17 protein-coding genes, 1 tRNA gene and 1 pseudogene are annotated in these 16,438 nt (G+C 61.6%); 13 read left to right on the forward strand and 6 right to left on the reverse strand.

Translation table 11 applies throughout. The features are described from left to right. The first annotated feature begins 1 nt into the window (after position 1). The 3 genes from CD04_RS0114355 to folK are packed head-to-tail and all read left to right on the forward strand — an operon-like array spanning position 2 to position 2,663. Positions 2-679 (forward strand): HAD family phosphatase, encoded by a 678-nt coding sequence (locus CD04_RS0114355; protein ID WP_031407943.1) that lies wholly within the window; start codon positions 2-4, stop codon positions 677-679. Then, a complete protein-coding gene (gene pcnB, locus CD04_RS0114360; protein ID WP_031407946.1) occupies positions 676-2,115 on the forward strand; it encodes a polynucleotide adenylyltransferase PcnB in 1,440 nt (479 codons plus the stop codon). The genes CD04_RS0114355 and pcnB overlap by 4 nt, the downstream gene beginning before the upstream one ends. Before the next feature lie 8 nt (positions 2,116-2,123). Next, positions 2,124-2,663: a 2-amino-4-hydroxy-6-hydroxymethyldihydropteridine diphosphokinase gene (gene folK / locus CD04_RS0114365; RefSeq protein ID WP_031407948.1), complete on the forward strand. Its 540-nt coding sequence runs from the start codon at positions 2,124-2,126 to the stop codon at positions 2,661-2,663. 9 nt (positions 2,664-2,672) lie between these two features. On the opposite strand, the gene CD04_RS0114370 is transcribed toward folK, so the two are convergent. After that, entirely contained in the window at positions 2,673-3,092 is a 420-nt protein-coding gene (locus CD04_RS0114370) for an NINE protein (RefSeq protein ID WP_031407950.1), read from the reverse strand. A gap of 37 nt (positions 3,093-3,129) precedes the next feature. Further along, positions 3,130-3,657 carry a GNAT family N-acetyltransferase gene (locus tag CD04_RS0114375; protein WP_031407952.1) on the reverse strand — a complete coding sequence of 176 codons (528 nt, stop codon included), beginning with the start codon at positions 3,655-3,657 and terminating at the stop codon, positions 3,130-3,132. A 235-nt stretch (positions 3,658-3,892) separates the two neighbouring features. On the opposite strand from CD04_RS0114375, the gene rpsP reads away from it, so the two are divergent. The 6 genes from rpsP (at position 3,893) to CD04_RS0114405 (ending at position 7,911) form a co-directional block, all read left to right on the forward strand. Further along, positions 3,893-4,162, forward strand: coding sequence for a 30S ribosomal protein S16 (gene rpsP / locus CD04_RS0114380; RefSeq protein WP_031407954.1), 270 nt, complete (start codon positions 3,893-3,895; stop codon positions 4,160-4,162). Between the two features lie 117 nt (positions 4,163-4,279). Beyond that, positions 4,280-4,864 (forward strand): ribosome maturation factor RimM, encoded by a 585-nt coding sequence (gene rimM, locus CD04_RS0114385; protein ID WP_197033136.1) that lies wholly within the window; start codon positions 4,280-4,282, stop codon positions 4,862-4,864. A gap of 13 nt (positions 4,865-4,877) precedes the next feature. Further along, positions 4,878-5,630: a tRNA (guanosine(37)-N1)-methyltransferase TrmD gene (gene trmD / locus CD04_RS0114390; protein ID WP_031407958.1), complete on the forward strand. Its 753-nt coding sequence runs from the start codon at positions 4,878-4,880 to the stop codon at positions 5,628-5,630. A 107-nt stretch (positions 5,631-5,737) separates the two neighbouring features. Continuing rightward, entirely contained in the window at positions 5,738-6,103 is a 366-nt protein-coding gene (rplS, locus tag CD04_RS0114395; RefSeq protein WP_031407959.1) for a 50S ribosomal protein L19, read from the forward strand. A gap of 92 nt (positions 6,104-6,195) precedes the next feature. Beyond that, positions 6,196-6,930, forward strand: a complete 735-nt coding sequence (locus CD04_RS0114400) for a CoA pyrophosphatase (protein ID WP_031407962.1) — start codon at positions 6,196-6,198, stop codon at positions 6,928-6,930. A gap of 9 nt (positions 6,931-6,939) precedes the next feature. Then, entirely contained in the window at positions 6,940-7,911 is a 972-nt protein-coding gene (locus CD04_RS0114405; RefSeq protein ID WP_031407963.1) for a CobD/CbiB family protein, read from the forward strand. Between the two features lie 43 nt (positions 7,912-7,954). Here the strand turns inward: CD04_RS0114405 and CD04_RS0114410 are convergent, their stop codons facing one another. After that, positions 7,955-8,428, reverse strand: a complete 474-nt coding sequence (locus CD04_RS0114410) for a class I SAM-dependent methyltransferase (RefSeq protein ID WP_231480647.1) — start codon at positions 8,426-8,428, stop codon at positions 7,955-7,957. A gap of 395 nt (positions 8,429-8,823) precedes the next feature. On the opposite strand from CD04_RS0114410, the gene CD04_RS0114415 reads away from it, so the two are divergent. Then, complete coding sequence (locus CD04_RS0114415) at positions 8,824-10,128, forward strand: RNA-guided endonuclease TnpB family protein (RefSeq protein ID WP_031407966.1); 1,305 nt, start codon at positions 8,824-8,826, stop codon at positions 10,126-10,128. Positions 10,129-10,321: 193 nt separating this feature from the next. On the opposite strand, the pseudogene htpG reads toward CD04_RS0114415, so the two are convergent. Both htpG and CD04_RS0114425 read right to left on the reverse strand, forming a co-directional pair. After that, a pseudogene (gene htpG / locus CD04_RS22035) lies at positions 10,322-12,291 on the reverse strand (molecular chaperone HtpG). A gap of 346 nt (positions 12,292-12,637) precedes the next feature. Then, positions 12,638-13,468 carry a TatD family hydrolase gene (locus tag CD04_RS0114425; protein WP_031407968.1) on the reverse strand — a complete coding sequence of 277 codons (831 nt, stop codon included), beginning with the start codon at positions 13,466-13,468 and terminating at the stop codon, positions 12,638-12,640. Positions 13,469-13,553: 85 nt separating this feature from the next. On the opposite strand from CD04_RS0114425, the gene CD04_RS0114430 reads away from it, so the two are divergent. The 3 genes from CD04_RS0114430 to CD04_RS0114440 all read left to right on the forward strand — a co-directional run bounded on the left by CD04_RS0114430 (position 13,554) and on the right by CD04_RS0114440 (position 15,302). Continuing rightward, positions 13,554-13,644 (forward strand) — tRNA-Ser (locus CD04_RS0114430). Positions 13,645-13,731: 87 nt separating this feature from the next. Beyond that, positions 13,732-14,190 carry a DUF6538 domain-containing protein gene (locus CD04_RS25320; RefSeq protein ID WP_369792840.1) on the forward strand — a complete coding sequence of 153 codons (459 nt, stop codon included), beginning with the start codon at positions 13,732-13,734 and terminating at the stop codon, positions 14,188-14,190. Between the two features lie 923 nt (positions 14,191-15,113). Beyond that, positions 15,114-15,302, forward strand: coding sequence for a hypothetical protein (locus tag CD04_RS0114440; protein WP_031407972.1), 189 nt, complete (start codon positions 15,114-15,116; stop codon positions 15,300-15,302). Positions 15,303-15,338: 36 nt separating this feature from the next. Here the strand turns inward: CD04_RS0114440 and CD04_RS0114445 are convergent, their stop codons facing one another. Further along, positions 15,339-16,433: an ADP-ribosylglycohydrolase family protein gene (locus tag CD04_RS0114445; protein WP_031407974.1), complete on the reverse strand. Its 1,095-nt coding sequence runs from the start codon at positions 16,431-16,433 to the stop codon at positions 15,339-15,341. Positions 16,434-16,438: the final 5 nt, after the last annotated feature.

Here is a 16,438-nt window from a genome sequence, read left to right on the forward strand (position 1 = left end):
AATGCCCAACCGTCGTCTTGCGCTGTTCGACTTGGACAACACCCTCATCCCGTTCGATTCGGACCATGCGTGGGGCGAATTCTGCGTGCACCTCGGCTGGGCCGACGGTGAACGGTACCGCCAGGAAAATGACCGCTTTTACGCCGCCTACCGCGCAGGTACGCTGGACTTGGATGCATACCTGCGCTTCTCGCTTGCTCCCTTGGTCGGGCGTTCGCCAGAGGCGCTGGAAGCCGCCAACCACGCTTTCATGCAGAAAGTCGTGCTGCCGCAAATCCGCCCCCAGGCAATAAACCTGGTCCAAAAACACCAGCGCAATGGCGATTTGTGCGCAATCGTCACTGCCACCAACGACTTCGTCACCGGGCCGATTGCCCGGGCCTTCGGCGTCGATCATTTGATCGCCGTGCAAGCCGAGCGCGATGCTGCCGGCTCCTACACCGGGGGCTGGGTTGGCATTCCCTCATTCCGCGAGGGGAAGATTGCACGCACCGAGCAATGGCTTGCTGCGCAAGGTCTGGGCTGGGTCAGTTTCACCCAGACATGGTTCTATTCCGACTCGATCAACGACCAATCGCTGCTCGAACGCGTCACCCACCCCGTGGTCGTGCATCCCGACCCCAAGCTCGCCGACGTCGCACACCGTCGCGGCTGGCCCGTCCTTGACCTTTTTCCATGATCCGCAAACTTATCACTCGCCTGCTTGGCGGCAAATCGCAACCGTCCGCCCCTACGGGCAAACGCTTGGAAATCCCGCGGGCCCAGCACCAGATCAATGTTGGGCAGCTGCCCAACTCCGCGCTCACCGTCGTGCGTACGCTGCAGCAAGCCGGATTCGAAGCCTATATCGTGGGTGGCGCCGTGCGCGATCTTCTGCTTGGATTCAAGCCTAAGGACTTCGACGTCGCCACGAATGCCACGCCGGAACAAGTCAAGCCGCTGTTTCGACGCGCCATTCTCATCGGGAGGCGCTTCCGCATCGTGCACGTCATGTTCGGTCGCGAAATCATTGAAGTATCCACCTTCCGCGCGAGCATGGACACGCAACCCGCCGCCAGAGTGGGTGGTGACGAGCGCAACGTGCGCGATCTTGCGGGCAAGCTCCACGCTGTGGACGAGAGCGGCCGCGTGCTGCGTGACAACGTCTGGGGGCCGCAGGACCAGGATGCCGCGCGCCGTGACTTCACGGTCAACGCGTTGTATTACGACCCGACACGCGATATCGTCGTGGACTACCACCACGGTCTTCGGGATATCAAGGCGCGCACCCTGCGCATGATCGGCGACCCTGCCACCCGCTACCGTGAGGATCCAGTGCGCCTGCTGCGCGTAGCGCGATTTGCTGCCAAGCTTGGCTTCGCCATCGACCCGGCAACACGTGCACCCATCGCCCACCATACGGCTCTGCTACGCAATGTCCCCTCGGCGCGACTATTCGACGAAACAATCAAGCTGCTGCAGACCGGACATGCGCTGGCCTCGCTGGAGCAATTGCGGAACCTGGGGCTGCACAAGGGACTGCTTCCGCTTATCGACCTGGCGCTCAACCAGCCACAAGGCGAGGCCTTTGTGATGGCGGCGCTTCGTGATACTGACGCGCGACTCGCCGAGGGCAAGACAGCAAGTCCCAGCTTTTTGTTCGCCTGTCTGCTGTGGCCGCAGGTCAACAGTCACTGGGCCGCGCTGCAGACCGAGGGCGTGCCGGCCATTGCCGCGCTCGATCAAGCTGCCGATGAGGTGCTGAGCGCCCAAGCCGAGCGCCTCGCCATCCAGCGCCGCATCGCTGTGGACATGCGTGAGATATGGTCGCTGCAGCCACGCCTGGCTCGGCGCACGCCGCGTTATGCATACAGCGTGCTTGAGCATCCACGTTTTCGCGCCGCTTACGATTTTCTGCTGCTGCGAGCACGCACTGGCGGCGCCGATCCTGATCTGGCGAGCTGGTGGTCACACTTCCAGGACGCTGACGAGACTGAACGCGCCGCGCTCATTGAGCAGGCGGCACGGACCAATCCCGCCGAGCCCGGCAAGCGCAAGCGCCGCAAGCGCAAAAAGCCCGGGGCGTCGCAGACTGAGCCGTCCACCGGCGGGGGCGGCAGCGCATCATCCCAGTAGCCACGCGCATGGCACGCCAAGACCCGGCCGGGGCCGAGGTCGCCCTCATCAGCCTGGGCGCAAATCTGGGTGACGGCGCGAAGGCCTTGCATACGGCTCTTGCCGCTCTGCAGACTGTGCCCGCCTGCCGTCTTGTCGAGGCTTCGAGCCTTTATCGCAGCGCTCCCGTGGATGCGGCGGGACCAGACTACTGGAACGCTGTTGTTGCCATGCAGTGCGGCTTGACGCCGGACGCCCTGCTCGCCTGGCTACAACGCCTTGAGAACGAGCACGGGCGCGAGCGCCCGCAAGGGGTTCACAATGCACCACGCACGCTCGATCTCGATTTGCTTCTTTTCGGCTCGCGCCGTCTGCACGATGAACGGCTCATCTTGCCCCATCCACGAATGCATCTGCGCGCCTTTGTGCTGGTGCCTCTCGCGGAGATCTGGCCGCATTGGACTTTGCCTGACGGCGAGTCCGTCGCGCACGCGGCGCGCCGGCTTCAACAAGCGGGGCAGCAAATCCAGCGCGTTGGCCCCCTTGCCATCATCTCGACCAATTCGTAACGGCTGCGATCACGGCTGGAACGCCTGCTGCAAGCTGAACACCAGGCCGCCGACCAGCACCGCGGCACCAATGAGAAGCGCAAAAATGACGACGAGCACTGCGCCCCAGCCGCTTGACGACACGCGCCCGTTGCCGCGATTCCACGTCGCATCCCAGCGCGTGTCAGGCGTCAGCCCAATGAGCAGCGCTTGGAATAGTGCGACACCAATGACCAAAGCGAGCACCGGAAATGCGATTCGCGCGATCCTGTCATTCTCGCCGTAGTCGATAAATCGCATGCCGCCCCAGACACCAAGGGCGAACAGAGGCGGGTGCAGCCAGCCGAGCGCATCGCGCCAGCCTTTCAAATAGAAGCGATGAGCCCCGAGCACGCCCAAAAGCAACGCCAGGGCGGCGGCCACGCTCTTGGATTTGAATGTTCGGGCCATGGGTCCAGGAATCCGATGCACGGACACGACCTCGGGCTCAGGCGAGAAGCGGCGCCGTCCCGGCGCCAGGTCCCAAAGCCTTTTGCATCAATACGACATCCAGCCACCGCCCAAACTTCCACCCCACGGCCGGCATGACGCCGCGATGGGTGAAGCCAAACCGTTCGTGCAGGGCGATGGAGCCCTGGTTCGCCGAGTCGCCAATCACGGCAAGCATCTGCCGGCATCCCTGCTGGGCGCTAGCCTGTAGCAACTGCTCCATCAGCAGCGAGCCCAGGCCCGCTCCACGCTGCACCTCGTCGATATACACCGAGTCCTCCACGGTCCACCGAAAGGCCTCGCGCTCGCGAAACCAGTTGGCATAGGCGAAGCCTGCAATGGCGCCATCACGCTCGACAACAATCCAAGGCAGGCCGCGCTGGACCACGACCTGCCACCGTCTGCGCATCTCCGCGACATCGGGCGGATCAATCTCAAAAGTGCCCGTACCGTGCAACACATGATGCCTGTAGATGCGGGTAATCGCATCGAGGTCTGTTTCAGCGGCGGCCCGGACCGGGGTCATGTTTAATGCTTGCATCGAATGGTGCCGATCGGTGTGGATATAATGGCGAGTTTAATGGGCTTGGCCCGGCTCACCGCAAGCAATACATGCGGGACGTCTTTTAGGCTCTCGCAGTTTCGTCCAGGTGAGGGGTCGATTGAGTAGCCCATCCTGCACGGCGGTTCGTACGATGAACTGTATGGCCGAGGCGGTTCGCACGCATACCCATCAAGCAGACATTTCAGGAATTCAAGCAATGGTCGTCATTCGTCTTTCACGCGCCGGTGCCAAAGGGCGCCCCTTCTACCACATCGTGGCCACCGATTCCCGCAATCGCCGTGACGGTCGGTACCTCGAGCGCCTGGGTTTCTACAATCCGGTTGCCCGAGGGCAGGAGCAGCCGCTGCGCATCGAGATTGCCCGCCTGGACTATTGGGCTGGTGTGGGCGCTCAACTCTCGCCAACAGTCCAGCGCCTCGTCAAGCAATCCAAGCAGGCTCAGGCGCCCGTTCCTGCGTCGGCCTGAGCATACCGCAGCGGGCAGCCTCCACAGCCCCGCACCGCTTTATCCCTGTCAGGGTCTGCGCCAGTCGGCCAGGATGCGACACCGCAAGCGTTTCCTTGCGGTGTTTTGCTTTGCGCCATGAATACATCCCCTAAAACTCCGCCTCCACTGGACATCGCGTGGCCCGATGGCTTGCTCCAAGTCGGTCACGTGCTGGGCGCCTGGGGTACGCAGGGGTGGATCAAGGTCGCCCCCGCTTCCAGCGAGGCCGGCGTGCTGCTCAAAGCCCGGCGCTGGTGGATGCAATCGCCACTTGGGCGGCCTGTGCAGCGTGTTGAACTCGCCGTTCGGCTGGCGCGCCGCCATACAGCATCCGTCGTCGCCTTGCTCGAGGGAGTCGGCACCCGCACACAGGCGGAAGCGATGAGGGGCTGGACGATCCATGCGCGGCGCGAAGATTTCCCGCCCCCCGGTGAAGGTGAGTATTACTGGGTTGACTTGATCGGTTGTGCCGTATTCAATCGCGAGGGTCTGGAGCTCGGCACTGTTTCCGGGTTGCTGGACAGCGGCGCGCAGTCCATCCTGCAATTGAAAACGAGCGCTCCCCTGGGGGAAGAGACGAAAGCCAATGAGCGCCTCATCCCTTTCGTTGATGCCTACATCGTCAATGTCGACACGGCAGCGCGGCGAATTGTTGTCGACTGGCAGCCAGACTACGACTGAGCAAGGACTCACCATGCCACGCTTCGACGTGCTGACCCTGTTCGGTGAATACTTCGAGCCGCTACGCACCCAGGGTGTCTGTCGACGCGCCTTTGATCGCGGTGCCATGGCACTGCAGCACTGGAACCCGCGCGATTTTTCGATCGATACCCACCACACCGTGGATGACCGCCCCTACGGCGGGGGACCGGGCATGGTGATGCTGGTTGAGCCCCTGGAACGCGCTTTGCGAGCGGCGCAGAGCTCCCGTGAAACCGCGGGGATGGACACTGCACCAGTGCTGCTTTTTTCACCTGCTGGCGCAAAGCTGACGCAAGAGCAGGTGAAGCGGTGGGCCTGCTCGGCAGGCGCCGTCCTGGTTTGCGGGCGCTACGAAGGCATCGATCAGCGCTTTATCGACCGCCATGTGGACGAAGAAATCAGCCTTGGAGACTATGTGCTGTCAGGCGGTGAAATTGCGGCCATGGCCTTTCTCGATGCCGTGGCACGATTACAGCCCGGCGTGCTGGGAAGCGCAGATTCAGCCCAGCAGGACAGCTTCTCCGACGGACTGCTTGACTGCCCGCACTACACCCGCCCGCCAACGCACACGGGCCTTCATGTTCCGGCAGTCTTGCTATCGGGCGACCATGCACGCATTGCGCGCTGGCGGCGCGACCGCAGCCTGCAACTGACCCAAGAGCGAAGGCCCGATCTCATCGCCATCATGCGCCGCGAAAACCGCCTCAGCGCGCGCGATGAGCAAGCACTCGCAAGTTTGGATTAAGATATCTGGTTTTTCGATCCTCTGCACCGCGACAACAAGCGAGCATCGGCTGTATGCCGACTCTTGCAATTCCCTTTCATGCGGTCGCAAGATCATAGGAGCCCTTCATGAGCACTCATCTGATTCAGCAACTCGAGCAGGAAGAAATCCAGCGCCTGACCCAAGGCAAGGCGATCCCCGAGTTCTCCCCCGGCGACACCGTCATCGTCAGCGTTAACGTGGTCGAAGGATCGCGCAAGCGTGCGCAGGCGTACGAAGGCGTGGTGATCGCCAAGCGAAACCGCGGCTTGAACTCCAATTTCATCGTCCGCAAGATCTCGTCAGGCGAAGGCGTCGAGCGCACGTTCCAGCTCTACTCGCCAATGATCGCCTCAATCGAGGTCAAGCGTCGGGGCGATGTGCGCCGCGCCAAGCTGTACTACCTTCGTGGCCGCACAGGCAAATCTGCCCGCATCAAGGAAAAGCTGGCCTGAGCGACGCCATCTGGCCTCCATATCGGGCCCATGCGAATCCCTTCTCCGCGTCATGCAAAAAGCCGGCTCAAGCCGGTTTTTTGCATTTCGGCATGATCAACAAGCCCGTTCCGCCTGTCCTTCCCCCCTTTGATCCCGAGCGGGTTCCGGTTACCCACCGCGATTCGGGGCTCCCCTCGGTGCACGCCTCACGTTTGCAGAGCGCCTGGCTGCGCTCACGCTTCGCCCAGGCACCGGACTGGAAGCCGGAAGTTTTCGAAGACGTTGCCCATGCACGCGGCGTAACAACGCGGCAAGCTGCAGTGCTTGTTCCGCTCGTCGAACGCACCCATGGCGTTCAGCTGCTGCTGACGCGGCGAAACGCCAACCTGCACGTCCATGCCGGGCAGATCAGCTTCCCTGGCGGAAGTCGAGATCTGGATGACGCAACGCCCGCTGACACCGCGCTGCGTGAGGCCCATGAAGAAATCGGTCTTCATCCAGATCACGTCGAAACCCTGGGCCTGATGCCCGTGTACACCACCATCACTGGCTATGCCGTCACGCCGGTCATAGCCATGATTGATCCCTATGCGCCGCTGCGCCCTCAACCCAGTGAAGTTGCCGAGGTTTTTGAGGTGCCTCTGGAATTTCTCATGAACCCCGCGCACCACGAATTGCGGACTTGGGACATGCAAACCGGCCTCCCTGCCTCTGGCCTTGCACCCGACACCACGCGCCGCAGCTTCTATGCCATGCCGTGGAGTACCGCCGACGGCAAACGCTATTTCATCTGGGGCGCTACAGCCGCGATGATTCGCAACCTTTACCGGTTGCTGATCGCTTAGCATGTTGGCATGGCTTTTTTCTCTGTTCTCCTCTCGCTGCTCCTGGAGCAAATCAAACCCCTGGGCCGCCTGAGCGTCGTATACGCTGCACGCAAGTCGCTCGCCGATTTTGCCGCGCGCAATTTCGACGCGGGAGAGCGCAGGCACGGCTTGGCCGCTTGGTTCATCGCGGTGCTGCTACCTGCGCTCGTGGCGCTGCTGGTGTACTGGGGCGCGCTGCGCGTGAACGTTCTCCTGGCTTTTGCCTGGAACGTGGTGGTGTTGTATTTCACGTTGGGCTTCAGGCAATTTAGCCATTACTTCACCGATATCTCCGACGCGCTTAGTCATGGGGACGTGCCAGGTGCGCGGGCCATCCTCAAGCAATGGAAGGCGCTGGATACCGTGGAAATGTCGGCGGACGACGTCACGCAGCAAACCATCGAGCACGCCCTCGTAGCGGCGCAGCGCTATGTGTTGGGTGTTTTCTTCTGGTTCCTGCTACCACTCGGTCCGGCAGGCGCCGTGCTGTACCGTATGTCTGAATACACAGCTGGCAAGTGGAGCGCGAGCGGCTCCGATGCAAGTCCCTGGCTGCGTGATTTCGCCTGCAAGGCCTTTCACGTGCTGGACTGGCTGCCTGCGCGCCTGACGGCTGCCGGCTATGCCGTCGTCGGCAATTTCGAAGAAGCCGTGGACATGTGGCGCAACTACGCCCGGCTATGGCCCGACAGCAATACTGGAGCCATGCTTGCATCTGCGGCGGGCGCGGTAGGCATACGCTTGGGGGCGACGGCCCAGAAGGCATCCGTGGAGCCGGGAGAGCAGGGCTGGGCCAGTGCGATCGACGTGGAACTGCAAGGCCCAGGCTTGGCGCCGGAAATGCCCGGTGACTCCCCCACCCCTGCGCATCTGCGTAGTGTGGTTGGGCTGGTATGGCGTTCGGTTTTGCTTTGGATGTTGCTGCTTGCCGTCGTGACGATCACGATGTGGGTGTCCTGATCGACGCTAACCGGTGCCAAGCTGCGACAAGCGGCCAGATCGCCTACTGCATGGAACCTGCACGAAAACGGAAGGCCTCGATGCGTGCCGGTGGCAGATTGCGCCAGACCAAATGGGCCTGGTCCCGCTCGAATCCCGGCGCCATGCCCTGCCCGCTGCCACGCAGGGCGTAGCTGAACTGGATGAAAACCGTGCCTGGCCCCGAAACGAGCGCGACCTGTTCCAGAATCTGGCGCACCACCGCACGGGGCAGACTACGCAGTGGCAAACTCGACACGATGGCGCGTACGGGCTGCCGCTGAAGGGCATCAAAGCGGCTCAGATGCATGGCATCGCCCTGGATAAGCCGCACCCCGGGAAAGCGCTTGGCAAGATGAGCAGACAGCGCCGCCGAGCGCTCGACCAGAACAAGATCACGCGCGTGTACACCATGACTGAGCAGCGCGGCGGTCACGGCACCACCGCCTGGACCGAGTTCAACCACCATGCCATCACCTGCCGGAACAAGGCTGGCCATGCGCCGGGCAAGGAAAGGCGAACTGGGGCAGATGGCCCCAATCTGGCGCGGGTTACGTACGAACTCCCGCATGAAGTGCCAGTAGCCCACTGCGCGTCTGTTCCTCGTTTGCTTGTTCGCCTCGTTCATACCTTGACTTGATGACCGCCCATGCCCGAAATGTGGCCGCAGCCAGCCGACTCACTTGAAGTCGCCCAGTTTAGCGACCCTGACTTAGCAGCCAATGAGAGCGTCGCCTGACGACACAGGCCATCGCCTTGAACAAATGCCCGCGCATTCCCCTTCCTCGCCCGGTCCGACGCACAGCGTCGCTCAGGCGAAGCCGACCGGGCAGGAGGGGGTCAAGCGGGCGGCTTTCGCTTGTTGTTCCTCTCCAGGCTGGATAAAATACCAGTATGCAACGGCGCAAAGTCACGCTCAAGCTGTATCCCAATGCCGCGCAAGCTGCGCGGCTGGAGGCGTGGACGCGGCTGCACTGCGAGTTGTACAACGCGGCGCTCGAGGAGCGCATCGACGCCTGGCACAAGGCTAGGAAGTCCATCTCTTACGACGAGCAGCAAAACGCGCTGCCACAGATCAAGGCTGATCGGCCTGAGCTCAACGAACTCGGCAGCCACGCCTTGCAGCAGACGCTGCGGCGGCTGGATCTCGCCTTCCAGTCGTTCTTTCGCCGGGTCAAAGCTGGTCAAACGCCTGGATTCCCGCGGTTCAAGTCCGCGAAGCGGTTCGCGGGTTTTGCCTATCCCGATCCGGCTGGCTGGAAGCTCATGCAGCATGGCGGCCGTGGTGCCACGCTGCGCTTGGGAAGCGGCGATGCGGCGATGTCCATTCGGGCGCGCGGCCGGCACCGCTTCGGCGATCAGGCAAAACCCAATGACATCACGCTCACGCGCAGGAACGATCAGTGGTTCGTGTCGGTGACGCTGCGCGTGCCCGAGTCGGCCTGTGCGCGCGAGCGCACCGCTGATCTTCGACGCGGGGTGGATTTCGGGATCACCGACTGGGCGACGTTCGATGATGGACGGACCATCGACAACCCGCGCTGGCTGCGCGAGGAACTGCCGCGCCTTGCCGCGCTGCAGCGGCAGCGCGCCAGGAAGAAGAAGGGATCGCTGCGCTTCAAACGGCTCGGGCGTCGCATCGCGCGGCTGCACGACCGCATCGGCAACCTGCGCCGGGACTTCATGCACAAGGAAACAACCAGGATGGTGCGGCAATGCGCCGTCCTGGCCACGGAGCAATTGGCTCCGAAGACCATGAGCCGCAGCGCGAAGGGCACGGTGGATGCACCGGGCCGTCGCGTGCGGCAGAAGGCCGGACTCAATCGGGAGATCCTCTCGGCGGGGTTCGGCATGGCGCATCCGATGCTCGCGTACAAAGCGGAAGAAGCTGGTACGCGGCTGCATCTGAGCAACACGCGCCAGCTCAAACCGTCGCAGCGGTGCGCGGCGTGCTGGGAACTCGTTCCCAAGACGCTGAGCCAACGCATGCATGTGTGCCCGCACTGCGGGCACACAGCCCCGCGCGACCAGAACAGCGCAATGGTGGTTCTCATCGACGCGCACAACACGCAGGACACGCCTGGGACGGGCGTGGCGGCGAGACCCAAACCTCTGCCACGACAACGTGGCAAGTCCAGGCCTGTGACCCGCGAAACCCCCGCTACAACGCCATGCGTTGAGCGGCGGGAGAGTTCATAAAGGGGCCTGAGGTGGAGCGGTTCCCCGCACAGGCAACTTACGCTCTGTCATCAGGATTCCCGGCCACCTTGGACTTGCGCCCAAGGCCCAAGGTCCTCCACCCCAAAGCCTGGCAGTCACCACGAAGCACTTCTTTGGCGCTGATCGCGGCAATCACGTCACGATTCTGGCCCCAAATGCCAGCGGCCTGCCCTTACGCGGCTCGCAGCAGCCACTGGTTGACGCGCTGCACATACGCAGCAGGGTTGTCGGGCATTCCGCCCTCGGCCAGCACCGCCTGATCGAACAGGATGTGCGCCAAATCGGTGAACGCACCCGGGTGCGCGCTGTCTCCGCGGTCGAGCTCCGCCTGCAGGCGCTGCACCAATGCATGCCCAGGGTTGATTTCCAGGATGGGATGGGATTTAGGCACTTCCTGCCCGCTTGCCGCAGAAGCCGGGCCAAGTGTCCACTGACATCGCCCTCGTCCGCCACCAGGCAGGCAGGAGACTCGACCAACCGGGTGCTGATGCGCACATCCTTTGCCACGCCTTCAAGCGCAGTCTTCATCCGATCGAGCAGGTCTTTGTAAGATTCTGCAGCCTCCTCAGCCTGCTTCTTCTCTTCTGCGTCCTGCAACCCGCCAAGATCAGCACCGCCACGCGCAACGGACTTCAGAGGCTTGCCCTCAAATTCATGCAAGCTGCCCAGCATCCATTCGTCGACGCGGTCGGTCAGCAGCAAGACCTCAACGCCCTTGCGTTTGAACACCTCGAGCTGCGGGCTGGAGCGCGCGGCGCGGATTGAATCCGCGGTGATGTAGTAAATCGCTGTTTGCTCAGGTTTCATGCGCGCGACGTAGTCGGCCAAGCTAACAGTCTGCGCATCGGACTCATTCGAGGTGGAGGCAAATCGCAACAATTTTGCCAACCGTTCACGATTGGCGAAGTCCTCGCCGACGCCCTCTTTCATGACCTGGCCAAACTCCTGCCAGAACGTTCCATACTTTTCGCGCTGCACGGCCTCATCACTGTTTGCCATCTCTTCGAGCATGGATAGAACGCGTTTCGTGCTGCCCTCCCGGATGGCGCGGATGTCGCGACTTTCCTGCAGCAATTCACGAGAAACGTTGAGTGGCAGGTCTGCACTATCGACGACCCCGCGAACAAAGCGCAGGTACGTAGGCAGCAAACTGGTGGCGTCGTCGAGGATGAACACGCGTTTGACGTAAAGCTTGACCCCTGCGCTGTGCTCACGGTTCCACAGGTCGAATGGCGCCTTGGCTGGGATATAGAGCAGCTGTGCGTACTCGCTGCGGCCTTCCACCCGGTTGTGCGTCCAGGCCAATGGGGCCTCGCTATCGTGAGCGATCTGCTTGTAGAAGTCGATGTATTGGTCGTCGGATATCTCGGCCTTCGGGCGTGCCCAAAGCGCTGCGGCCTTGTTCACCTGCTCCCATGCGTCGGTCACGACCTCCTCTTTCTGCTCATCGCTCCACTCACGCTTGCGCATTTCGATCGGTAGAGAGATGTGATCGGAATAGCGGCTGATAATGCCCTTGAGCTTCCACCCGGAGAGCAAGTCACTGAACTGTTGCTCCTCCGTGTCCTCGCGCAGATGCAAGATCACGTCCGTTCCACGTGTCTCGCGGTGGATATGCTCAACGCTGAAATCACCAGTGCCGTCGGAAGCCCAACGCACGCCTTGGTCGGCCGGCAGTCCGGCACGCCTGCTTTCCACTGTAATGCGGTCAGCCACGATGAAGCCCGAGTAGAAGCCCACGCCGAACTGACCGATCAGATTGGCGTCTGCCTTGCGCTCCTGGCCAATTTGCTGCATGAACTCACGTGTACCTGACTTGGCGATCGTGCCCAAGTGGTCAATGGCGTCTTGAATGGATAGGCCAATGCCATTGTCAGTGACGGTAATCGTGCGCGCTTTGGGATCGAAGTCCACGCGAATGTGCAGCGTGCTCATGCCCTCCCAAACGGCTTCGTCATCCATCGCGACATAGCGCAACTTGTCGCAGGCATCGGATGCGTTCGAAACAAGTTCACGCAGGAAGATGTCGCGGTTCGAATACAGTGAATGCGCAACCAGATGCAGGAGTTGTTTAACCTCAGCCTGAAAAGCGTGCGTGTGGCTGGCAGTGGTGGTTGATGGGGTCGTCGTGTCAGTGCTCATGGCTTTGTTTTCGAGAATATGCTGTGCAAATAGATGGGATGCTGCGCTTGCCAAAAACTCTCAATAAATGGGGACGCAGCTTGGATTTTCAAGGGCATGTGCGGTTTGCGCGCGGCCGCGTCCTGTCGTCGCCGCAGCCTACCCCACGCGAGCGGTTCCGACTCTTTGCACTCCGACACAGTGTTCGCAGGGGAGCCTGCCAGCCCCCGCATCACGCCGACGCATGGATCCTTCGGGCGAGATTTTTTCACGATATGGGGAATACCGGCGCTGAAGTGCTCCCCTCCTCACGGGCGTGAGCCTGCCTGCGTCGTCACAGCCTGCTCTTCTTGACCCTTGACGGGAATCACCTCTGCCCGTTGCCTTGGGCATCCAGCCACGCCGCGAGTCGTGGCAAGGCCGCGCGCGCGTTTGCTGTCGTAATAGTCGCCGCCTGACTTGGCGTCCAGCCTCGCAGGGAACAAAGGGTCTGGGCGATGCGCGGCAATTGCGCAGGTTCGTTAAACGATGGCGGATTTTGGCGCACTAACCACTCAGGTGGGATGTCCGGGGCATCGGTTTCGAGCACTAGACACCCTTGAGGCAGGTTTGCGGCAAGGCTACGGATGTTGCGCGCTCGTTCAAAAGTCATGGCCCCGCCGAAGCCCAGCCGAAGTCCCTGCGCAATGAATCCATCCGCCTGCTGGCGACTGCCGTTAAACGCATGTGCAATCCCCCCGAGATCCGCGTTCGCCCAGCCCAACCGGCGCAGGCTCGCTAGTAGGGCATCCTGCGATTTGCGCACATGCAGCAGTACCGGGAGGCCGAATTCGCGCGCAATACGCAATTGACCTTCGTACCACCAGATCTGGCGTGCACGGTCCACATTCGGCACGAAAAAATCAAGCCCAATCTCGCCGATCGCCACAAACTGGGAGTCGGCCATTGCGTCCTGCACGCGTACGCGCAAGGCGTCAAGGTCGCTCTCGCTGGTCTTGTCGACAAACAACGGATGCACACCGAGCGCATAGACGTTGGAGCTGGCATGCGCCAGCGCGCGCACCGCGCCGAAGTTTCCTGGCTCCACGGCTGGAATCACGATACACCGCACGCCGGCTTCAAGCGACCGGGCCTGCACGTCCCTGCGGGAGTGCCCGAATTCCGCGGCGTCGAGGTGAGCGTGGGTATCAATCCAGATCATGGCAATAGTGGGGCGCTAGGGGTTATGCGATAATTTAAAGCTGAGCTGCGGCCAGCTGCTTGTTCCAGCTATGCCATATCCCGGAGACGTGACCGAGTGGCCGAAGGTGCTCCCCTGCTAAGGGAGTATGTGCCAAAAGCGCATCGAGGGTTCGAATCCCTCCGTCTCCGCCAGTCCCTGCATTCATGCGGGCTGGCGAGTTCTTTAGGTAGCAGTGCAGATGTTTTGCCCCAAATCTGCTCCAAAAGACTGCTCCAAAAATGCCCGGGTCTGCTCATCTTATCCAACGACGCGCTGGGTTCGCATTCCGCCTGAACATCCCGTCCGACCTCAGGCCGATCCTGGGCCTGCGTGAGGTCGTTCGCAGCCTCAAACTCACCACCCGCCGAGATGCCTTGGCGCGATGCCGCAGGGCCGCGCAAAGAGGCAGGGATGCGTTCGATATGCTCCGACAGATGCATCAAAGAGCGCTAAATATTCAAGGCTACCGAGGCTGGGTGCTCGGACAGATCGAGCAGCGACTGACACGTCCGCCAGAAGGTTTTTCACAAGGGCGATTCCACTGCGCATGCGGTCTTCGGCGATTGAAGCCATCACTATGCCATTCGCGGTGCCACGCTGGGTTGACGGCCCGGACCAGCAGTTTGCCTGCAAGCATCAGCGCCTTCGGCCGCGAGGGCGCACGCGACAGAAGGCTGGAGGGGGTCAATGAGTCCTGAGCGGATTATGGTGCTCCGTGCAGTTCTAGGCGTTCCAGCAGGGGACGTATTCGCTGTGCTTGCCTGGGACAGTCTTGGAGCGCTGAACGGTTGGAGGCTTGCCGCCGTTGGCAAGGGGCGCGTGAGATTCTTGGGGCAACCTTACCCTGGGGCAAAGGCCCCACCCCTGGAAACGTTCTTGGAGGCCCTGGAGATCGAAGTCCGTGAAGCTCCGGAAGGTCCACGATCGTCTGGGACCTAAGCCATGACGTCCTGGAATCCATGATCGCCGGGGGCCCGCTTCCCCGGCCTGGGATCTCTGTTTCCACTTTTCCGCCTATTTAATAGTGGCTGGAAACTGGAAAGAAAGCAATAAAACGGCAACCGCCGAAAGCGATTCTGCGTTGCCCCTGAAGGCAAAGCCCACTCTACGCGAGGCGTTGGATGGTTGAAAGAGCTGCAGCGAAGTAGGGCTGCAAGGCTGTTACGGCTGTTACGGCTGTTACGGCTGTTACGGCTGTTACGGCAGTTGCGGCGTTACAGGGATCGTTGTGAGTAACCCGCCTGTCGGGACTAGCTGACCTTCTTCACCGCACGCACCGTAGCGTGGTAGCCATGCTGACCGTATGAGAAACGTCACCGCCGACGACCTTGCCCGCATGAAAGGCCTCTTCCTTAACGTTGTGGGCAAACTGGCTGGACGTCGTGGCATGCACTGACGTGGCCATCGCAAAGAACAAGGCCGACGTCAAAACGTAGCGAATTCTCATGGAACAGTTCGTGGTGTGAGTTTGAATGCGCCACCCCTTTGAACGGTTCAGTTCTGACCATCTGCTGCCCGACCTCGAGTTCCCCATGCTTGTTGAGCAGTAGGTGGGCCATGCACTGCGAAAAAGTTCAGGCACTGACAGACGCATGGTCTGTGCAGTGCCTGACTGGCTTCCATGGGCGGAAGCTTTTCACGCCGCAGCGTGTTGGTCGGTCAAGAAATTCCCTTTGGTATCGGCAATGTGACCCCCTTGTTTTTGATGCTGGTGAATTCAATCTACGCCGCATTCATGTCGGTTGCAACAGGGGTATGCAAAGGTGTTGCTTCAAATCAAATGGGAGTCGCTATGGCGTCTGGAGTGTGAGGGCCGTGCGGCGAACACGCAGAGTGTCAATCCGCGCTAGCTCGCTCTTGTTTGCGCCTGCATCTGCGCAGAGACTGTCTGCGCCAATCGCAGGCGCGCTGGCGCACGCTCGAGCCCATCCACGAACCGCTGAGGAATGCCTCCAATGCCAACCATTGCGCCACATAGCGCGCCTGTGAGCATAGCCCGCGCCTGGTTCTGGCCGCCGCCATTGACCGCATGCAGCACGGCTGAATCGAAATCGTGTTTAAAACGGGAAGCCAGGTAGTAGGCCGCCGGAAACTGGTGATAGACCGCACAGGGCATGCCATACACAAGGGAGACTTTCCACGCTGGTTCGATGCGAATGTCCGGATCGACGGCGGCACGTGCAATGTTTGAGGGTGTGAGCAGCGCATCGGGCGACGCAAACTGCCCTGGATGCCGAGCCGACTCCGGCCCAGATGGCACGACACCTTCGCCCGCTGCAGTCACCGTATGGAACGGCAATTGGCCGGTGCGTACCAACTGGAGCAGCTTCGCCGAGATTTCCGCGTCAAGTTCATTGCCCTGCACCAGGAGGCCGAGCACTGAACCGAACGCAACGGTCATGGCGCCAACAGTGGGATCGATTTGGGTGAGCAACGTATTGCCCCCCACGTGCTCTGCCAGGGCCGCCGGTTGCAGCGCGTAGCGCACAGCGATCGCCAAGGTCCGCTCAGCCGCCTCGGTGTTGTCGGCGTAGCCGCCGACCTCGCCCCATGGCCTGCCGTGCTGCACCCTCAGCCGCCAAGCCTCGCGGATGGACTGGCTGGTGTATCCGCCGGGTCCCTGCATTGGCGTGCCGTCAAGAAGTGGAAATAGCTCCGTGTCCATCCGTCGGCAAAAATCGGCTTCGTCATACGATCCGCACTCGGCCAGTGAGCGAAGCGTCATCTCGAGCAGCCAGCCGGCTTGGGACGATTGCCCGGCCTTGAGACCGCCGTGGTAACGGTCGGGGCGCGGATCCGTGTAGTCAGTGATCCAGGATCCGTAATCCGCGTGAAGCGCGTCAAGGTCGTAATACCAATGCGGACCCAAGGCAAGGGCATCGCCGACGAAAGCTCCTATTAACGCACCGCTTACGCGCTGTTCCAGGGATGGGGATGGCATGAAAG

The organism is Thiomonas sp. FB-Cd (assembly GCF_000733775.1).
Taxonomy (GTDB): Bacteria; Pseudomonadota; Gammaproteobacteria; order Burkholderiales; family Burkholderiaceae_C; genus Thiomonas_A.

Excerpts from the sequence above, each read along its gene's own strand:
- CD04_RS0114355 (WP_031407943.1), top strand. The coding sequence starts at position 2 with ATGCCCAACCGTCGTCTTGCGCTGTTCGACTTGGACAACACCCTCATC.
- pcnB (WP_031407946.1), top strand. The coding sequence starts at position 676 with ATGATCCGCAAACTTATCACTCGCCTGCTTGGCGGCAAATCGCAACCG.
- folK (WP_031407948.1), top strand. The coding sequence starts at position 2,124 with ATGGCACGCCAAGACCCGGCCGGGGCCGAGGTCGCCCTCATCAGCCTG.
- CD04_RS0114370 (WP_031407950.1), bottom strand. The coding sequence starts at position 3,092 with ATGGCCCGAACATTCAAATCCAAGAGCGTGGCCGCCGCCCTGGCGTTG.
- CD04_RS0114375 (WP_031407952.1), bottom strand. The coding sequence starts at position 3,657 with ATGACCCCGGTCCGGGCCGCCGCTGAAACAGACCTCGATGCGATTACC.
- rpsP (WP_031407954.1), top strand. The coding sequence starts at position 3,893 with ATGGTCGTCATTCGTCTTTCACGCGCCGGTGCCAAAGGGCGCCCCTTC.
- rimM (WP_197033136.1), top strand. The coding sequence starts at position 4,280 with ATGAATACATCCCCTAAAACTCCGCCTCCACTGGACATCGCGTGGCCC.
- trmD (WP_031407958.1), top strand. The coding sequence starts at position 4,878 with ATGCCACGCTTCGACGTGCTGACCCTGTTCGGTGAATACTTCGAGCCG.
- rplS (WP_031407959.1), top strand. The coding sequence starts at position 5,738 with ATGAGCACTCATCTGATTCAGCAACTCGAGCAGGAAGAAATCCAGCGC.
- CD04_RS0114400 (WP_031407962.1), top strand. The coding sequence starts at position 6,196 with ATGATCAACAAGCCCGTTCCGCCTGTCCTTCCCCCCTTTGATCCCGAG.
- CD04_RS0114405 (WP_031407963.1), top strand. The coding sequence starts at position 6,940 with ATGGCTTTTTTCTCTGTTCTCCTCTCGCTGCTCCTGGAGCAAATCAAA.
- CD04_RS0114410 (WP_231480647.1), bottom strand. The coding sequence starts at position 8,428 with ATGGCCAGCCTTGTTCCGGCAGGTGATGGCATGGTGGTTGAACTCGGT.
- CD04_RS0114415 (WP_031407966.1), top strand. The coding sequence starts at position 8,824 with ATGCAACGGCGCAAAGTCACGCTCAAGCTGTATCCCAATGCCGCGCAA.
- CD04_RS25320 (WP_369792840.1), top strand. The coding sequence starts at position 13,732 with ATGCCCGGGTCTGCTCATCTTATCCAACGACGCGCTGGGTTCGCATTC.
- CD04_RS0114440 (WP_031407972.1), top strand. The coding sequence starts at position 15,114 with ATGGGCGGAAGCTTTTCACGCCGCAGCGTGTTGGTCGGTCAAGAAATT.
- CD04_RS0114445 (WP_031407974.1), bottom strand. The coding sequence starts at position 16,433 with ATGCCATCCCCATCCCTGGAACAGCGCGTAAGCGGTGCGTTAATAGGA.